The 16,012-nt window shown below is 71.1% G+C and carries 13 protein-coding genes; all 13 read left to right on the top strand.

All coding sequences use genetic code 11. The features are described from left to right. Positions 1-3: 3 nt before the first annotated feature. The 13 genes from IWH25_RS15560 (at position 4) to IWH25_RS15500 (ending at position 15,945) form a co-directional block, all read left to right on the top strand. Entirely contained in the window at positions 4-1,341 is a 1,338-nt protein-coding gene (locus tag IWH25_RS15560) for a replication-associated recombination protein A (protein ID WP_203386677.1), read from the top strand. A gap of 206 nt (positions 1,342-1,547) precedes the next feature. Further along, positions 1,548-3,830, top strand: coding sequence for a PAS domain-containing protein (locus IWH25_RS15555; RefSeq protein ID WP_203386676.1), 2,283 nt, complete (start codon positions 1,548-1,550; stop codon positions 3,828-3,830). Further along, positions 3,827-4,456 carry a response regulator transcription factor gene (locus tag IWH25_RS15550; protein ID WP_203386675.1) on the top strand — a complete coding sequence of 210 codons (630 nt, stop codon included), beginning with the start codon at positions 3,827-3,829 and terminating at the stop codon, positions 4,454-4,456. The genes IWH25_RS15555 and IWH25_RS15550 overlap by 4 nt, the downstream gene beginning before the upstream one ends. A gap of 118 nt (positions 4,457-4,574) precedes the next feature. Next, positions 4,575-5,780: a methyl-accepting chemotaxis protein gene (locus IWH25_RS15545; protein ID WP_203386674.1), complete on the top strand. Its 1,206-nt coding sequence runs from the start codon at positions 4,575-4,577 to the stop codon at positions 5,778-5,780. Positions 5,781-5,794: 14 nt separating this feature from the next. Beyond that, the gene (locus IWH25_RS15540) at positions 5,795-6,160 is read left to right on the top strand and encodes a response regulator (RefSeq protein WP_203386673.1); all 366 of its coding nucleotides are present in this window, start codon (positions 5,795-5,797) and stop codon (positions 6,158-6,160) included. A gap of 10 nt (positions 6,161-6,170) precedes the next feature. Further along, positions 6,171-6,491: an STAS domain-containing protein gene (locus IWH25_RS15535; protein WP_203386672.1), complete on the top strand. Its 321-nt coding sequence runs from the start codon at positions 6,171-6,173 to the stop codon at positions 6,489-6,491. Positions 6,492-6,493: 2 nt separating this feature from the next. Beyond that, positions 6,494-8,641, top strand: coding sequence for a chemotaxis protein CheA (locus IWH25_RS15530; protein ID WP_203386671.1), 2,148 nt, complete (start codon positions 6,494-6,496; stop codon positions 8,639-8,641). A gap of 50 nt (positions 8,642-8,691) precedes the next feature. Next, positions 8,692-10,323: a methyl-accepting chemotaxis protein gene (locus IWH25_RS15525; protein ID WP_238998925.1), complete on the top strand. Its 1,632-nt coding sequence runs from the start codon at positions 8,692-8,694 to the stop codon at positions 10,321-10,323. A gap of 12 nt (positions 10,324-10,335) precedes the next feature. Beyond that, positions 10,336-10,866 (top strand): chemotaxis protein CheW, encoded by a 531-nt coding sequence (locus IWH25_RS15520; protein ID WP_203386669.1) that lies wholly within the window; start codon positions 10,336-10,338, stop codon positions 10,864-10,866. A gap of 22 nt (positions 10,867-10,888) precedes the next feature. Then, entirely contained in the window at positions 10,889-11,713 is an 825-nt protein-coding gene (locus IWH25_RS15515) for a CheR family methyltransferase (protein WP_203386668.1), read from the top strand. 2 nt (positions 11,714-11,715) lie between these two features. Then, entirely contained in the window at positions 11,716-12,255 is a 540-nt protein-coding gene (locus IWH25_RS15510) for a chemotaxis protein CheD (RefSeq protein WP_203386667.1), read from the top strand. Beyond that, positions 12,248-13,312: a protein-glutamate methylesterase/protein-glutamine glutaminase gene (locus tag IWH25_RS15505; RefSeq protein ID WP_203386666.1), complete on the top strand. Its 1,065-nt coding sequence runs from the start codon at positions 12,248-12,250 to the stop codon at positions 13,310-13,312. The genes IWH25_RS15510 and IWH25_RS15505 overlap by 8 nt, the downstream gene beginning before the upstream one ends. Next, positions 13,309-15,945, top strand: coding sequence for an EAL domain-containing protein (locus IWH25_RS15500; protein ID WP_203386665.1), 2,637 nt, complete (start codon positions 13,309-13,311; stop codon positions 15,943-15,945). Before IWH25_RS15505 ends, IWH25_RS15500 begins: the two co-directional genes overlap by 4 nt. Positions 15,946-16,012 lie beyond the last annotated feature (67 nt).

Below are 16,012 nucleotides of genomic sequence, written 5' to 3'. Positions count from 1 at the left end.
GAAATGACCGACCTTTTCTCGACCCCCGCCGACGAGGCGCCGGGCAGCCCCTTCGCCCCGCTCGCCGAACAACTGCGGCCGAAGACGCTAGCCGAGGTGGTCGGCCAGTCGCACCTGCTCGGGCCGGGCAAGCCGCTCCGGCTCGCGTTCGAGGCCGGGCAGCCGCATTCGATGATCTTCTGGGGGCCGCCAGGCGTCGGCAAGACGACGCTGGCGCGGCTGATGGCGGATGCCTTCGACGCCGACTTCATCGCGCTCTCCGCTGTGCTCTCCGGCGTCAAGGAAATCCGCGAGGCGATCGCCCGCGCCGAGATCACGCGCGGGCAGGGGCGGCGCACCATCCTCTTCGTCGACGAGGTGCACCGCTTCAACAAGGCGCAGCAGGACGCCTTCCTGCCCTTCGTCGAGTCCGGGCTGGTGACCTTCGTCGGCGCCACCACCGAGAACCCGTCGTTCGAGGTCAATTCGGCGCTGCTCTCGCGCGCCTCGGTCTATACGCTGCAGTCGCTTTCCGCAGACGAGATGGGGCAGCTCTTCGACCGCGCGGCGAGCACCGCGCTCGCCGGCCTCTCGTTCGACGAGGCGGCGCGCGGGCGCCTGTGCGGCGTCGCCGACGGCGATGCGAGGAAGCTCCTCAACCTGCTCGAACAGATCCGCACCGCGGCGCAGGCCGCCGGCCGCGACACGGTCGACGGCGATTTCGTGAACGCCACGCTGGCGCAGCAGCTGCGCCGCTTCGACAAGGGCGGCGACGCCTTCTACGACCAGATCTCGGCGCTGCACAAGTCGGTGCGCGGCTCCGACCCGGACGCCGCGCTGTACTGGTACTGCCGCATGCTCGACGGTGGCGCCGACCCGCGCTACCTCGCCCGGCGCATCGTGCGCATGGCCTGGGAGGATATCGGGCTGGCCGATCCGCGCGGCGCCGAGATCGCATTGAGTGCGGCCGAAACCTACGAGCGCCTCGGTTCGCCGGAAGGCGAGCTGGCGCTGGCCAACGCCGTCGTCTACCTTGCCGTCGCGGCCAAATCGAACGCCGCCTACAACGCCTACAACGCGGTGCGCGCCTTCATCGCCGAGGACGGCTCGCGGCCGGTGCCGCTGCACCTGCGCAACGCGCCGACGAAGCTGATGAAGGAGATGGGCTTCGGCAAGGAGTACCGCTACGCGCACGACGAGGCCGAGGGCTATGCGGCGGGCGAAACCTACTTCCCCGACGGCATGAAGCCGCAGCGCTGGTACCGGCCGGTCGAGCGCGGGCTGGAGACGAAGATCGGCGAGAAGCTCGCGCACCTGCGGCGACTCGACGCCGAGGCGAAGAAGAAGGGGCAGGCGCGCTGACCGGCGCGCTGGCGGCCGGGAAAATATTCCGCTGCGCTTCATTTTGACGCGATTGGCATATCGCGCGGCTTCGGTTTATGATGCGCCGGAATCCCGGCCGGCGCCGCTGCGGCGACGCCGCCGTCCGCCGCCTCCCGTACGCTCGACCTGCCAGGAAAGGGAAATGCACGTGAATTCCCCCTCGCCATCGCTGCCGGCCGTGAGCCATGCCTGCCCGGCACCGTGCCGTCGATAAGACGCTGACCCGGCTCGCGGACGCCGCCGCCGAGCCGCTGGCGCTCCTCTCCCGCGGCGGCGAGATCCTCCACGCCAACCCGGCCTTCTGCGCGCTGCACGGCTATCGGTGCAGCGAACTGCTCGGGCGCGAGCTGCGCTTCCTTTCCGACGAACCCCGCTCGACCACCGACGCCTTCGGCGCCGGTCGTTCGCAGATTCTGCTCCGCATCCATCGGCGCAAGGGGGGCGGCCTGCTCCGCCTCGAACTGCGCCTGGATTTCCCCGACGACGAGTCACCGGTCTTTCTCTTCGCCAGGGAAGTGGACGGCGGCGGCGAGGACGGCAACCTGCGCTGGCGCAACGCGGTGGAGATCGGCGGCGACGGCGTCTGGGAGTGGAACCTGCTGAGCGGGCGGCAGTTCCGCTCGGAGAACTGGTACCGCATGCTCGGCTACGCGCCGGCCGACGGCGAGGCCGAAACGGATGGCTTCTGGTCGTCGCGCATCCACCCGGAGGACTACGGTCGGGTCTTCGCGGCGCTCGCCGCCTGCCTCTCCGGCGAGACCGAATCGTATTCCGCCGACTACCGGATGCGCGGCAAGAACGGCGACTGGTGCTGGGTCGCCGCGCACGGCCGGGTAGTCGAGCGCGAAAGCGGGAAGCCGGTGCGCATGCTCGGCGTACATCGCGACATCCACGCGTTGCGCTGCGCCGAGCATGTCGGCCGCGCCAACCGCGAATCCTTCGTCGTCCTCCTCGAGCACCTCCCGGACGCCATCGCGATCACCACCTGCGAGCTCGACGGCGTCTTCATTGCCGTCAATCGCGCCTACTGCGAGCTGGCCGCGTCGTCGGCCGAGGAATTGATCGGGACGCGCACCTCCTCGCACCAGCTGTGGGGAAACGACGCCCAGCGGCGCGCGGTGCGCGAGCTGATCGTGCGCGGCGGCGCCATCGACGACCTGCAGTCGGTGTTCCGCAACAAGCGCGGCGACGAGATCGCCACCTCGCTGTCGGCGCGCCGCATCGTGATCGACGGCGAGTACCGGCTGATCGTCTCGCGCCGCGACATCCGCCGCCGCGTCGAGATCGAGCAGCGCCTGCGGCAGAGCGAGGAGCGCTGGCGCTTCGCGATCGAGGGCCACGGCGACGCGCTGTGGGAGTGGCGGGTGGACGAGCGGACGATCTACCGCTCGCCGCGCTGGCTGTCGATGCTCGGCCTGCCCGACAGCGCCGTACTTGCCAGCCAGGAAGAGCATGGCGCCGCCTTCTTCACCGAGGATCTGCCCGAGGTCAGCATCGGCTTCCGCGAGATGCTCGCCGGCCACGCCGACGAGCTCGACGGCGAATGCCGGCTGCGCCGCGCCGACGGCGAGCAGATCTGGGTCAGCTACCGCTGCCGGACGATGGAGCGGAACGGCGACGGCCGGCCGACGAAGATCATCGGCACCACCCGCGACATCACGCAGCGCAAGCTGCGGCAGAAGATGATCGACGCCCAGCTCGACCGCCTGTCGCATGCCGACCGCCTGCTGGCGCTGGGCGAGATGGCGTCGGCGATCGCGCACGAGGTCAACCAGCCGCTCGGCGTCGTCGCCAGCTACGCCGGGGTGCTCGTGCGCAAGGCGGCGGACCATCCCGAGCTGCGCGAACTGGCGGTGCGCATCGAGAACGAGACGCTGCGCGCCGGTCAGGTGGTGTGGCGGATGCGGCAGTTCTCGCGGCACGGCCAGCTCGACCCGGTGGCGCTCGACCTGCGCGCGCTGATCGACGAGAGCCTGGAATGGGTGCGCCTCGACAACCGGGTGCAGGGCATCGGCTTCGAAGTCGAGCTGCCGGAGGTGCCGCTGCCGGTGCGCGTCGACCGGGTGCTGATCGAGCAGGCGCTGCTCAACCTGCTGCGCAACTCGATCCAGTCGATGGCCGACAGCGAACACCCGCGCAGCATCCTCGTGCGCGCGCGCATCGACGGCGCGCAGGTCGTCGTCGACGTCGCCGACCGCGGCTGCGGCCTGCCCAGCCAGGTCGCCTGCGACGTCTTCCAGCCGTTCTTCACGACCAAGCCCGACGGCCTCGGCCTCGGCCTGTCGATCACGCAGTCGATCGTCGCCCGCCACGGCGGCCGCCTGTGGTCTGCGGCACGCGAAGGGGGCGGCACGGTGTTTTCGTTCTCCGTTCCCGTCGATGGCGAGTGCAAGGGCGACGATGCGGCGGCGTTCGCCGCGCCTCCGCTCGCGGAGGTCGCGGCTTCGATGGAGAGGGACAGCTCATGAGCGACAGCAGTACCGTTCCGGTCGCCGTCGTCGACGACGATGCGGCGACGCGCGAGGCGATCGTCGTCGTCCTCGACAGCATCGGCATCGCCGCGCATACCTTCGCCTCGGCGCAGGATTTCCTTGCCGCACCGGAAGCCTCGTCCTACCGCTGCCTGGTGATGGACATCCGCATGCCCGGGCTGTCGGGCATCGAGGCGCAGCGGCGGATGAAGGAGCTGGGCATCGCGGCGCCGGTGATCTTCATCACCGGCCACGGCGATATCGAGATGGCGGTGGACGCGATGAAGCGCGGCGCCGTCGACTTCCTGACCAAGCCCTTCCGCGACCAGGTGCTGATCGACGCCGTGCAGTCGGTACTGTCAGCCGCGGCGGCGCGGCAGGCGCCGCCGCCGGTGCAGCAGGCGGCGAGCCGCCAGCGCCTCGAGCAGCTGACGCCGCGCGAGCGCGAGATCCTCGTCCATGTCGCCGGCGGCCGCCGCAGCAAGCAGATCGCGGCCGACCTCGGCATCACCGTGAAGACCGTCGACGAATACCGCAGCCGCATCCTCGGCAAGATGCAGGTCGGCACCTCCAGCGAGCTGGCGGCCGTCGCCGCGACCCTCGGGCTGCTCCCGCCCGCCTGATCCCCTCCGGGAAAACCCCGGTGCCCGCACCGGGTTTTCTCCAATGGCGATGACATCGGTCTGCCACTAGATTGGTGGCGTACCGGCAGTCGCCTGCCGTCTTCAAGGGGGATCAACGATGCAAGCCACGGATAGTCTGGTCGGCGCGATGCCGCTGCCGACGGCGCAGGGCGACGGCGTGTCCGTTCCCGATGCGGCGCTGATCGGCATTGCCGGCGGCGTTGTCGTGCTGCTGCTTGCCGACGGCCCGGCGGCTTGGGTCGGGGCGCTGCTCCTCGCCGCCGCCGGCGTCCTCGCCTCCGCCCGCGCCCGGGCGCGCGACCGGCAACAGGCGGCAGCCTACGCCGACATCGCCCGTGCCAAGGTCTCGGCCTGCGGCGAAATCGCCGCCTACGCCGGCGACCTGCGCCGCCTGGTCGGCGAGACCGCCCGGCGCTGGTCGGGCCATATCGAGGTGTCGCGCGCGCAGACCGAACAGGCGGTGACGGCACTGACCCTGGAATTCGACGAGATCCTTGCCCGCCTGCGCGACGCGCTCAGCGAATCGCGCGCTGCCGCCGGCGGCGAGCGCGGCGTGCTGGCGGTGATCGACGATGCCCGCGACGAGCTGCGCTCGACCATCGCGGCGCTGAACGTCGCCCTCGACGAGAAGCAGGTCCTGCTCGAGTCGGTTTCGCGGCTGGCAGCGCTGACCGACGAGCTGAAGCAGATGGCGAACGAGGTCGGCGAAATCGCCAAGCAGACCAACCTGCTCGCGTTGAATGCGGCGATCGAGGCGGCGCGCGCCGGCGAGACCGGGCGCGGCTTCGCGGTCGTCGCCGACGAGGTGCGCAAGCTCTCCGACCTCTCCGGCAAGACCGGTGCCAACATCCGCGACCGCGTCGACACCGCCAGCCGCGCGATGAGCGAGGCGCTGGCCGCGGCCGACCGCATGGCGCAGAGCGACCAGAACCTGGTGCGCGACGCCGAGGCGTCGATCGGCCGCGTGCTGGCGGGCTTCAACGACACGCTGTCGACGCTGGCCGATGCCTCGGCGCGCCTCGAGGAGGACAGCGCCGCGGTGCAGCACCAGGTCGAGGGCGTCATCGTCCAGCTGCAGTTCCAGGACCGCGTCAGCCAGATCCTGTCGGCGGTGCGCGGCGACATGGCGCGGCTCGGCGAACGGGTCGCGGCCGACGAGGCGCTGGCCCGGCAGTCCGCCGTGCCGCCGGCGATCGACGTCGACGGCTGGATCCGGCAACTGGAACAGACCTACACGACGCTCGAGCAGCACACCCTCGATTCGGGCAAGGGCGCCTCGCCGCAAGGCATCACCTTTTTCTAGCAGGAGGACATTCCATGTCGAAAACGATCCTGATCGTCGATGATTCGGCGTCGCTGCGGCAGGTGGTGGCGCTGACCCTGAAGGGCGCCGGCTACGACGTGATCGAGGCCAGCGACGGCCGCGACGCGCTGGGCAAGCTGACCGGGCAGAAGATCCATCTCGTCATCTCCGACGTCAACATGCCGCACATGGACGGCTTGAGCTTCGTGCGCGAGATGAAGAAGAACGCCGGCTACCGCTTCACGCCGGTGATCATGCTCACCACCGAGGCCGGCGAGGACAAGAAGGCGGCCGGCCAGGACGCCGGCGCCAAGGCCTGGGTGGTCAAGCCCTTCCAGCCGCAGCAGATGCTGGCGGCGGTGTCGAAACTGGTGATGTGAGGAGCGGACCATGGGCTTGCGTATCGAAGAAGCCGGCCGTGCGTGCCGCGTCGTCATCGACGGCGACCTGACCGTCGCCAATGCCGCCGAGGTCGGCGATGCGCTCGGCGTCGCCGTGCTCGGCCACGACGAAACCGAGGTCGACCTCGCCGGCGTCGAGGAGATGGACAGCGCCGGGCTGCAGATCATGCTCGCCGCGAAGCGCTGCGCCGGCAGGACGGTGCGCTTCGTCAACCACTCGGCGGCGGTGCTGAGCCTGCTCGAGCTCGCCAACCTCGGACAGCAGCTCGGCGACCCGCTGCTGTTCCGCGCCTCCGACGGGAGGGCGTGACCATGGACCTCTCGCAGGCACTGGCGACCTTCTTCGACGAGAGTCGCGACCTCCTCGCCGACATGGAGCGCATCCTTCTGCGCGCCGAGAGCGACGCGCTCGAGGGCGAGGAGATGAACGCGCTGTTCCGCTGCGCGCACACGATCAAGGGCTCGGCCGGGCTGTTCGGGCTGGACCCGGTGGTGCGCTTCACGCACGAGGTGGAGACGGTGCTCGACCGCCTGCGCCAGGGCGAACTGGCGTTCACGCCGGCGCTGGTCGGCCTGCTGCTCGAAGCGCGCGACCACATGGCGGCGCTGGTCGCGGCGGCCACCGCCGGCGGCGAGGCGCCGCCCGCGCCGGCGCTGCTCGATGGCCTGCGCGCCGCCGGCGGCGGCGCGCGCCCTGCGGACCTGCCGGCGACCGTCGCGGCGCCGCTGGTGGCGGTCGAGGCGAGCGGCGGCGGGCCGCTCGGCAACGACTGCTGGCACCTGTCGCTGCGCTTCGAGCGCGAGGTGCTTCAGTCCGGCTTCGATCCGCTGGCAATGATCCACTTTCTCGGCAGTCTCGGCACCGTGGTGCATCTCGAGACGGTGGCCGACATGCTGCCCGATCTCGCCGCGCTCGACCCGGAGCTGTGCTACCTCGGCTTCGAGGTGGCGCTGAAGAGCGGCGCCAGCAAGGCGGAAATCGAGGGCGTCTTCGAGTTCGTGCTCGACCAGGCGCGGATCACGATTCTGCCGCCGCACAGCCGCCTGGACGATTTCCTGGCGCTGATCGAGGAGTCCGGCGAGGACAAGTTCCGCCTCGGCGAACTGCTCGTCGCCTGCGGCAGCGTCACCGAACACGAGCTGGCGCGTGCGCTTGCCGCGCAGCAGGAAGCCGCGCCGCCGGTGCGACTGGGCGAGATGCTGGTCGGCCAGGGCGCGGTGCAGCCGGCGCTGGTCGATGCTGCGCTGGCGCAGCAGAAGAAGGTCGAGGAGCGGCGCAGCAGCGAGGCGAAGAGCATGAAGATCCCCGCCGACCGGCTCGACGCCCTGATCGACCAGGTCGGCGAGCTGGTGATCGCCGGCGCGGCGACACAGCTGCAGGCGAAGCGGGCGAACCAGCGCGAGCTGCAGGAGGCGGCGTCGAACCTGCTGCGGCTGGTCGAGGACGTGCGCGACTCGGCGTTGCGCCTGCGCATGACGCCGATCGGCGAGGTCTTCGGCCGCTTCCCGCGCGTCGTCCGCGACGTCGCCCGCGAGCTCGGCAAGGACATCGAACTGGCGATCAGCGGCGCCGACGCCGAGCTCGACAAGTCGATGGTCGAGCGCATCGGCGACCCGCTGATGCACCTCGTGCGCAACGCCATCGACCACGGCATCGAGCCGCCGGAGCGGCGCACCGCGGCCGGCAAGCCGGCGCGCGGCACGGTGTCGCTGAATGCCTACCACGAGTCGGGCAGCATCGTCATCGAGGTCGCCGACGACGGCGGCGGACTGAACAGCGAGCGCATCCTGCAGAAGGCGATCGCCAAGGGGCTGGTGGCGGCCGATGCCAGCCTGGCGCCGGCCGACATCCATCGCCTGATCCTCGAACCCGGCTTCTCGACCGCCGAGCAGGTCACCAACCTGTCCGGGCGCGGCGTCGGCATGGACGTGGTGAAGAGCAACGTCGAGGCGCTGCGCGGCACGCTCGACATCGACAGCCGGCCGGGGCAGGGGACGACGATGCGCATCTGCCTGCCGCTGACGCTGGCGATCATCGACGGCTTCCAGGTCGGCGTCGGGCTGGCCACCTTCATCGTGCCGCTCGACACCGTCGTCGAATGCATCGAGCTGCCGGCCGGCGCCGCCGGCGCCGACTACCTGAACCTGCGCGGCGAGGTGCTGCCCTTCCTGCGCCTGCGCCGGGTGTTCGCCGTCGCCGGCGACGAGCCGCTGCGGCAGAACATCGTCGTCGTGCGCTTCGGCGGGCGCAAGGCGGGGATCGCCGTCGACCGCCTGTTCGGCGAGTGCCAGACGGTGATCAAGCCGCTCGGCCGGCTCTTTTCCGGGGTCAGCGGCATTTCCGGCTCGACCATTCTCGGCAGCGGCGAGGTGGCGCTGATCCTCGACGTCGCCCAGCTCGTGCATGGCGCGGCGTTGCCGGCCGGCACGAAGGTTCCGACGCCCGCGCCAGCGGCGTGAGCGTTCCGTTCATCCAGGTTTTCCCAGGAGGCAACACTATGTTCGCAAACATGAAGGTCGCTACCAAGCTGGCGCTCGGATTCGGGCTGGTCATCCTGCTGCTGCTCGTCGTCTCCGCCATCGGCATCACCCGCATGGGCCAGCTCAACGAATCGCTGCGCGCGGTCGGCGAGGAACGCTGGCCGCGTGCGCACATGGCCAGCGACATCGTCGTGCACAGCAGCGGCATCGGCATCGCGCTGCGCAACATGATGCTCAGCAGTTCCCGCGAGGATCTCCAGCGGCAGAAGGAGACGGTGCTGGAGACCCGGCGCACGCTGGGCGGCATCGTCGAGAAGCTGAAGGAGGTGGTGCAGAACCCGAAGGGCAAGGAGCTGCTGCAGGAGATCATCGAGAACCGGCAGCGCTACATTGCCGGCCAGGAGCGGCTGATTGCGCTGATCGAGGCCGGCGACCAGGACGGCGCGCGCAACTACCTGAACAACGAGCTGCGGCCGATCCTGCGCAGCTACCAGGCGAGCGCCAACGCCTTCGCCAAGTTCCAGGGCGATCTGCTCGATGCCGGTGTCAAGGAAGCGAAGGAAGCCTACGAATCGGCGCGCCTGCTGGTGCTCGGCAGCGTCGTCGCGGCCTTGCTGGTGGCGGTGGTCGCCGCGCTGCTGATCATCCGCAGCCTGAGTCGCCAGCTCGGCGGCGAGCCGTTCTACGCCGCCGAGGTGGCGCGCCAGGTGGCCGACGGCAACCTGACGGTACAGGTCGAGCTGCGCCGCGGCGACCAGGACAGCCTGCTGTTCGCGATGAAGACGATGGTCGACAAGCTGGCGCAGACGATCGGCGAAGTGCGTTCGGCGGCCGATTCCCTGTCGGCGGCGTCCGAGCAGGTCAGCGCCACCTCGCAGTCGCTGGCGCAGGCGTCGTCCGAGCAGGCGGCTAGCCTCGAGGAGACGACCGCGTCGATCGAGCAGATGTCGAGCTCGATCGCGCAGAACACCGAGAACGCCAAGGTCACCGACGGCATCGCCAGCAAATCCGCCGGCGACGCGACCGACGGCGGCCAGGCGGTGCGCGCGACGGTCGAGGCGATGAAGTCGATCGCCGACAAGATCGGCATCGTCGACGACATCGCCTACCAGACCAACCTGCTGGCGCTGAACGCGGCGATCGAGGCGGCGCGCGCCGGCGAGCACGGCAAGGGCTTCGCGGTGGTCGCCGCCGAGGTCCGGAAGCTGGCCGAGCGCAGCCAGGTGGCGGCGCAGGAGATCGGCGAGCTCGCCGGCAGCAGCGTGAAGACCGCCGAGAAGGCCGGCACGCTGCTCGACCAGATGGTGCCGTCGATCCGCAAGACCGCCGAGCTGGTGCAGGAGATCACCGCCGCCTCCGAGGAGCAGTCCGCCGGTGCCGGCCAGATCAACACGGCGATGAGCCAGATCAGCCAGACCACGCAGCAGAACGCCTCGGCCTCCGAGGAGCTGTCGGCGACCGCCGAGGAGATGAGCGGCCAGGCCGAGCAGCTGCAGCGGCTGGTCAGCCTGTTCCGGCTCGAAGGCGGCGCGGCGGCGCGCATCCCGGCGGTGGCCGCGCGGGCGAAAGTGACGCCGCTGGCGAAGAAGGCCGGCGAGCGGCGCGACCTCGCCCGCTTGCTGCCGATCCCCGACGACGACCCCGACTACGTCCGCGTCTGAAGGGAGGCCGCCATGGTACAGACGAGCATGGTGGTCGCCGGCGCCAGCGCGCCGCGCGTCGAGGGCGGCGGCGGGCGCCAGTATCTCGCCTTCACGCTCAACGGCGAGGTCTTCGCGATCGACATCCTGCAGATCCGCGAGATCATCGAGTTCGGCACGCTGACCGAGGTGCCGATGATGCCGGAGACGATCCGCGGCGTGATCAACCTGCGCGGCGCCGTGGTGCCGGTGATCGACCTCTCGGCGCGCTTCGGCCAGGGGGCCTCGGCGGTGGCGCGGCGCACCTGCGTGGTGATCGTCGAGGTCGAGGGCGGGGAGGCGACGCAGACGCTGGGCGTGATGGTCGACGCGGTGAACGAGGTGATGGAGATCCCGGCCGAGGACGTCGAGCCGCCGCCGGCCTTCGGCGCGCGCATCCGCACCGACTTCATCGCCGGCATGGGGCGGGTGAACGGCCGCTTCGTGATCCTGCTCGACGTCGGCAAGGTGTTCTCGGTCGACGAACTGGCGACCCTCGGCGGCTTCGCCGAGGCGACGGCCTGAAACCGGCGGGCGGAGAAAAGCGATGGGCGGCGACCTGGCGATCAGCGACGGCGAGTTCCGGCAGTTCCGCGACCTGATGCGCCGGGTGGCCGGCGTCGATCTTGCCGACAGCAAGAAGCATCTGGTCTGCGGTCGGCTGGCGCGGCGCGTGCGCGAGCGCGGGCTGGCGAGCTTCGCCGACTACTACCGGCTGGTCGCCGACGGCGGCGACGGCGATGAGTACCACCGCATGCTCGACCTCCTGACCACGCACGAGACCTACTTCTTCCGCGAGCCGAAGCACTTCGAGTATTTCGCCGGCCCGGTCCTCGACGAACTGGCGGCGCGCCATGCCGGCGGCCGGCCGCTGCGTATCTGGAGCGCGGCGAGCTCGACCGGCGAGGAGGCCTACAGCCTGGCGATGGTGCTGATGGACCGCCTCGGCGAGGACCAGCCGTGGGAGATTCTCGCCACCGACATCAGCCGCGAGGTCCTTGAACGCGCGCGTACCGGCATCTACGGCACCGAGCGCATCGACGGCGTGCCGGCGGCCTACCAGCGGCGCTACCTGCTGCGCGGCATCGGCCGCCGTACCGGCACGCTGCGCGTCGCGCCGGAGCTGCGCCGGCGGGTGCGTTTCGCCGAGGCCAACCTGAACGCGTCGCTGGCCGCGGTCGGCGAATTCGACGTGGTCTTCCTGCGTAACGTGCTGATCTACTTCAACCTGCCGACCAAGCGCGAGATCGTCGCCCGCGTCGCCGGCCGCATCCGCCGCGGCGGCTGGCTGTTCATCGGCCATTCGGAAAGCCTGAACGGCATCTCGACGGCCTTGCGCCAGGAGCGGCCGACGATCTACCGCCGGGACTGAGCATGGCTACCTATCTCGCCAGCCGCGAGCCGGTCGACTTCTTCCTCGATCCCGGCGACTTCCATTTCGGCGACGGCCGCACGCGCCTGCGCACGCTGCTCGGCTCCTGCGTCGCGATCACCGTCTGGCATCCGCAGCTGCGCCACGGCGGCATGTGCCACTACCTGCTGCCCGAGCGCGGCGGCAGCCCGGGCGGCAGCGACGGCCGCTACGCCGATGGCGCGCTGGCGCTGTTCCTGCGCGAGCTGGCGGTGCGCGGCACGCAGCCGGGCGACTACGAGGCGAAGCTGTTCGGCGGCGGCTGGATGTTCGCGCCGCGCAACGGTGGCGGCGACGGCCGGGCGACCGACATCGGCCGCGGCAACATCGAGGCCGGCCGCCGCCTGCTGCGCCGGAACGGCTTCCGCATCGTCGCCGAGCACCTCGCCGGCGACGGGCATCGCCACCTCGTTTTCGACATCGCCAGCGGCGACGTCTGGGTCCGCCACGCCGCCGACGACGGCGGCACCGCGGCGCGGCGCCGGGGAGGGCAACATGGCTGATCCGATCCGCGTGATGGTCGTCGACGATTCGGCGGTGGTGCGCCAGGTCGTTACCGAGCTGCTCTCCCGGGCGCCCGGCATCGAGGTCGTCGGCGCCGCGGCCGACCCGCTGTTCGCGCTCGACCGCATGAACAAGGCGTGGCCCGACGTGATCACGCTCGACGTCGAGATGCCGCGCATGGACGGCATCACCTTCCTGAAGAAGATCATGGCCGAGCGCCCGACGCCGGTGGTGGTCTGCTCGACGCTGACCGGCAAGGGCTCGGAGACGGCGATGCAGGCGCTCGCCGCCGGCGCGGTGTCGATCATCACCAAGCCGACGCTGGGCTTGAAGTCCTTCCTGCACGACGCCGCCGACGACCTGGTGGCGGCGGTGCGCGGCGCCGCGCGCGCCAACCTGCGTGCGCTCGGGCGCAGCGGTGCGCTGTCGGCCGCGCGGCCGCTGGCCGCCGCCGCCGAGCCGGCCGCCGGCGCAATGGCCGAGACCACCGACCGCCTGATCGCGATCGGCACCTCGACCGGCGGCACGCAGGCGCTGGAGGCGGTGCTCGGCCGGCTGCCGCGGACGACGCCGGGCATCGTCGTCGTCCAGCACATGCCCGAGAAATTCACCGCGCTGTTCGCGCAGCGCCTCGACCAGCTCTGCGCGGTCGAGGTGCTGGAAGCCGCGGACGGGCAGCGGGTGCTCCCCGGCCGCGTGCTGATCGCCCCCGGCGGGCGGCACATGGCGGTGCGGCGCAGCGGTGCGCACTACATCGTCGACGTGCGCGACGGGCCGCCGGTCAACCGGCACAAGCCCTCGGTCGACGTGCTCTTCCGCTCGGTCGCCCGCGCCGCCGGCCGCAACGCGCTGGGGGTGATCATGACCGGCATGGGCGACGACGGTGCGCGCGGCCTGAAGGAGATGCGCGACGCCGGCGCGCGCACCGTGGCGCAGGACGAGGCGAGCTGCGTCGTCTTCGGCATGCCGAAGGAGGCGATCAGGCTCGACGCCGCCGAGCGCATCCTGCCGCTCGAACGCATCCCCGAGGCGCTGGTCGGCGGAGGCCGGCCGTGAGCGCGGTGCTGCCGCAGGCCGCGTGGAACGCCCGGCTGGCGACCGGGCTGTCGATGCTCGACCGCGAGAACCGGCAGCTGCTCGACATGCTCGCTACGCTTGCCGACCTGCACCGCCGCCGCGCCGAACCGCGGCGGATCCGCGAGTCGCTGCAGGAGCTGCGCAGCTACGCTGGCCACCACTTCTGGCTCGAGGAGGAGCTGATGGCGGCCTGGCCGGTGAGCCCGGAGAACAAGGCCGCGCACCTGCGCGCGCATACCAGCTTCGCACGCTGCCTGCACAAGGCCGAGGCGATGCTCGGCGAGTGCACCGACGACGCCGTCGACCACCTGCTCGCGTTCCTCGGGAAGTGGCTGGTGCAGCACATCGGCGTCGTCGACGCCCGCCTGGCGCGGGAGCTGGCGGCGCTCGGCATGCCGCTGCCGGCACTGCCGTCGGCGAGCGCCGAGGGCGATGCCGGCCACGATACGCTGATCAACACCGTCAGCGAGCTCTACGACAGCATCAGCGTGCGCACGCTGGAAGTGCTCGACACCAACCGCCGCCTGCTGCACCAGATGCGCGAGCGCGAACGGACCGAGGCCGCGCTGCGCGCCAGCGAGGCGCGCTACCGGGCGCTCGCCGACAACGGCCAGGCGCTGATCTGGATGGCCGGCGTCGGCGGCGACGCCGAGTTCTTCAACCGTCCCTGGCTGCGCTTCACCGGCCGCAGCGCCGAGCAGGAGACCGGCCACGGCTGGCTGGAGGGCGTGCATCCCGACGACCTGGCGCGCTGCCAGGCGGCGCTCGACGCCGCGCTGGCGCGCCAGGAGAAGTTCAACATCGTCTGCCGCCTGCGCCGCCACGACGGCGCCTACCGCTGGCTGGTCTGCGAGGGGGCGCCGCGCTATGACGGCGACGGCGGCTTCGCCGGCTACGTCGGGCACGGCCTGGACATCACCGAGCACCGCGCGGCGGCGGCGCAGCAGCAGCTGGCGGCGCAGGTCGTCGACACGATGGGCGAGGCGGTGATGATCACCGACCCGGCCGGCCGCATCGAGCGCGTGAACGCGGCGTTCACGCGCATCACCGGCTATGCCGGGGCCGAAGTCGCTGGCGCGCTGCCGCAGGTCCTCGGCGCATTACGCGACGACGACGTCTTCGCCGCCGGCCTGTGGCGCGACCTGCAGGCGCAGGGCAGCTGGCTCGGCGAGGTCAGCGGGCGCATGCGCGACGGCGAGCGGCGCCCGTTGTGGCTGCGCATCACCGCGCTGCGCGACGAGGACGGCGCCGTTTCCCACTACGTCGCCGTGCTCTCCGACCTGTCGGAGGTCCGCCGCGCGCAGGAACTGGCCGAGCAGCTGTCGTGGCGCGACCCGCTGACCGGGCTGGGTAACCGCTCGCTGTTCGGCGAGCGGCTGACGCAGGCGCTCGCCGCATCGCACCGAGACGGGACGGCCTCCTGCGTGCTGCTGCTCGACATCGACCGCTTCAAGCTGCTCAACGAGGCGCGCGGCATCACCGTCGGCGACACGGTGCTGCTGTCGATCGCCTCGTCGCTGGTGGACACGCTCGGCGACGACGACCTGGTGGCCCGCCTCGATGCCGACGAGTTCGCCATCCTGCTCGGGCCGCGTGCGCACGACCGGCAGGAACTGGCCGCGGCGGCGCTGCGCACCGCCGAGAAGCTGCGCAGCAGACTCTACGGCGGCATCGACATCCACGACGGCAAGCTGCGCGTCGAGTGCAGCATCGGCATCGCGCTGTTCCCCGAGGCCGGCGCCGATACGGCGATGGACGTCCTGCGCCAGGCCGACCTCGCGATGCATCAGGCGAAGGCGGGCGGCGGCGGGCGCGTCAAGTTCTTCGAATCGCGCATGGGCGACGCCGTCCGCGACCGCTACGAGCTGGAGCAGGAGCTGCGCCAGGCGATCGAGGCCGGCGAGCTGCGCCTCTACCTGCAGACGCAGATCGGCCCGGACAAGACGCCGGTCGGCGCCGAGGCGCTGGTGCGCTGGGAACACCCGCGGCGCGGGCTGGTGCCGCCGGCGAGTTTCGTGCCGGTGGCCGAGGGCTGCAACCTGGTCGGCGTCCTCGACCGCTGGGTGCTGACCGAAGCCTGCCGGCTGCTCGCCCGCCTCGACGCCGGCGGGCGGCCGCTGCGCATCTCGGTGAACATCAGCCCGCAGCACTTCCAGGAGCCGGATTTCGTCGAGCGCGTCGCCGAGATTCTGCGCCAGACCGGCGCCGACGGCAGCCACCTGGTGCTCGAGGTGACCGAGGGCCTGGTCATCGGCAACGTCGACGAGGTCGTCGCGCGCATGCTCCGCCTGCAGGACCTCGGCATCCGCTTCTCGCTCGACGACTTCGGCACCGGCTATTCCAGCCTCTCTTACCTGAAGCGGCTGCCGATCCACGAACTGAAGATCGACCGCGGCTTCATCCGCGACGTGACCACCGACGCCAACGATGCCGCGCTGGTCGACACCATCCTCGCCGTGGCGCGGCTGATGGAGCTGCAGGTGGTCGCCGAGGGGGTCGAGACGCGCGCCCAGGCCGACTACCTCGATACCCGCTACCCGATGGTGCACCAGGGCTACCTGTACGCCCGGCCGCAGGAGGCGAACGCCTGGTTCTCGGCGTTCCGCGGCTGAGCGGCGCTGCCCCGCCGCTGAAGCCGCAGCCGGCCTCGCGTATAATCCGCGCTTTCGCCGCGCGCTG

Origin of the sequence: Azospira restricta (genome assembly GCF_016858125.1) — a bacterium.
In the GTDB taxonomy this organism is placed as follows: domain Bacteria; phylum Pseudomonadota; class Gammaproteobacteria; order Burkholderiales; family Rhodocyclaceae; genus Proximibacter; species Proximibacter restrictus.
The sequence above is the reverse complement of the archived record's forward strand: the minus strand, read 5'-3'. Positions and strand labels throughout refer to the sequence as shown.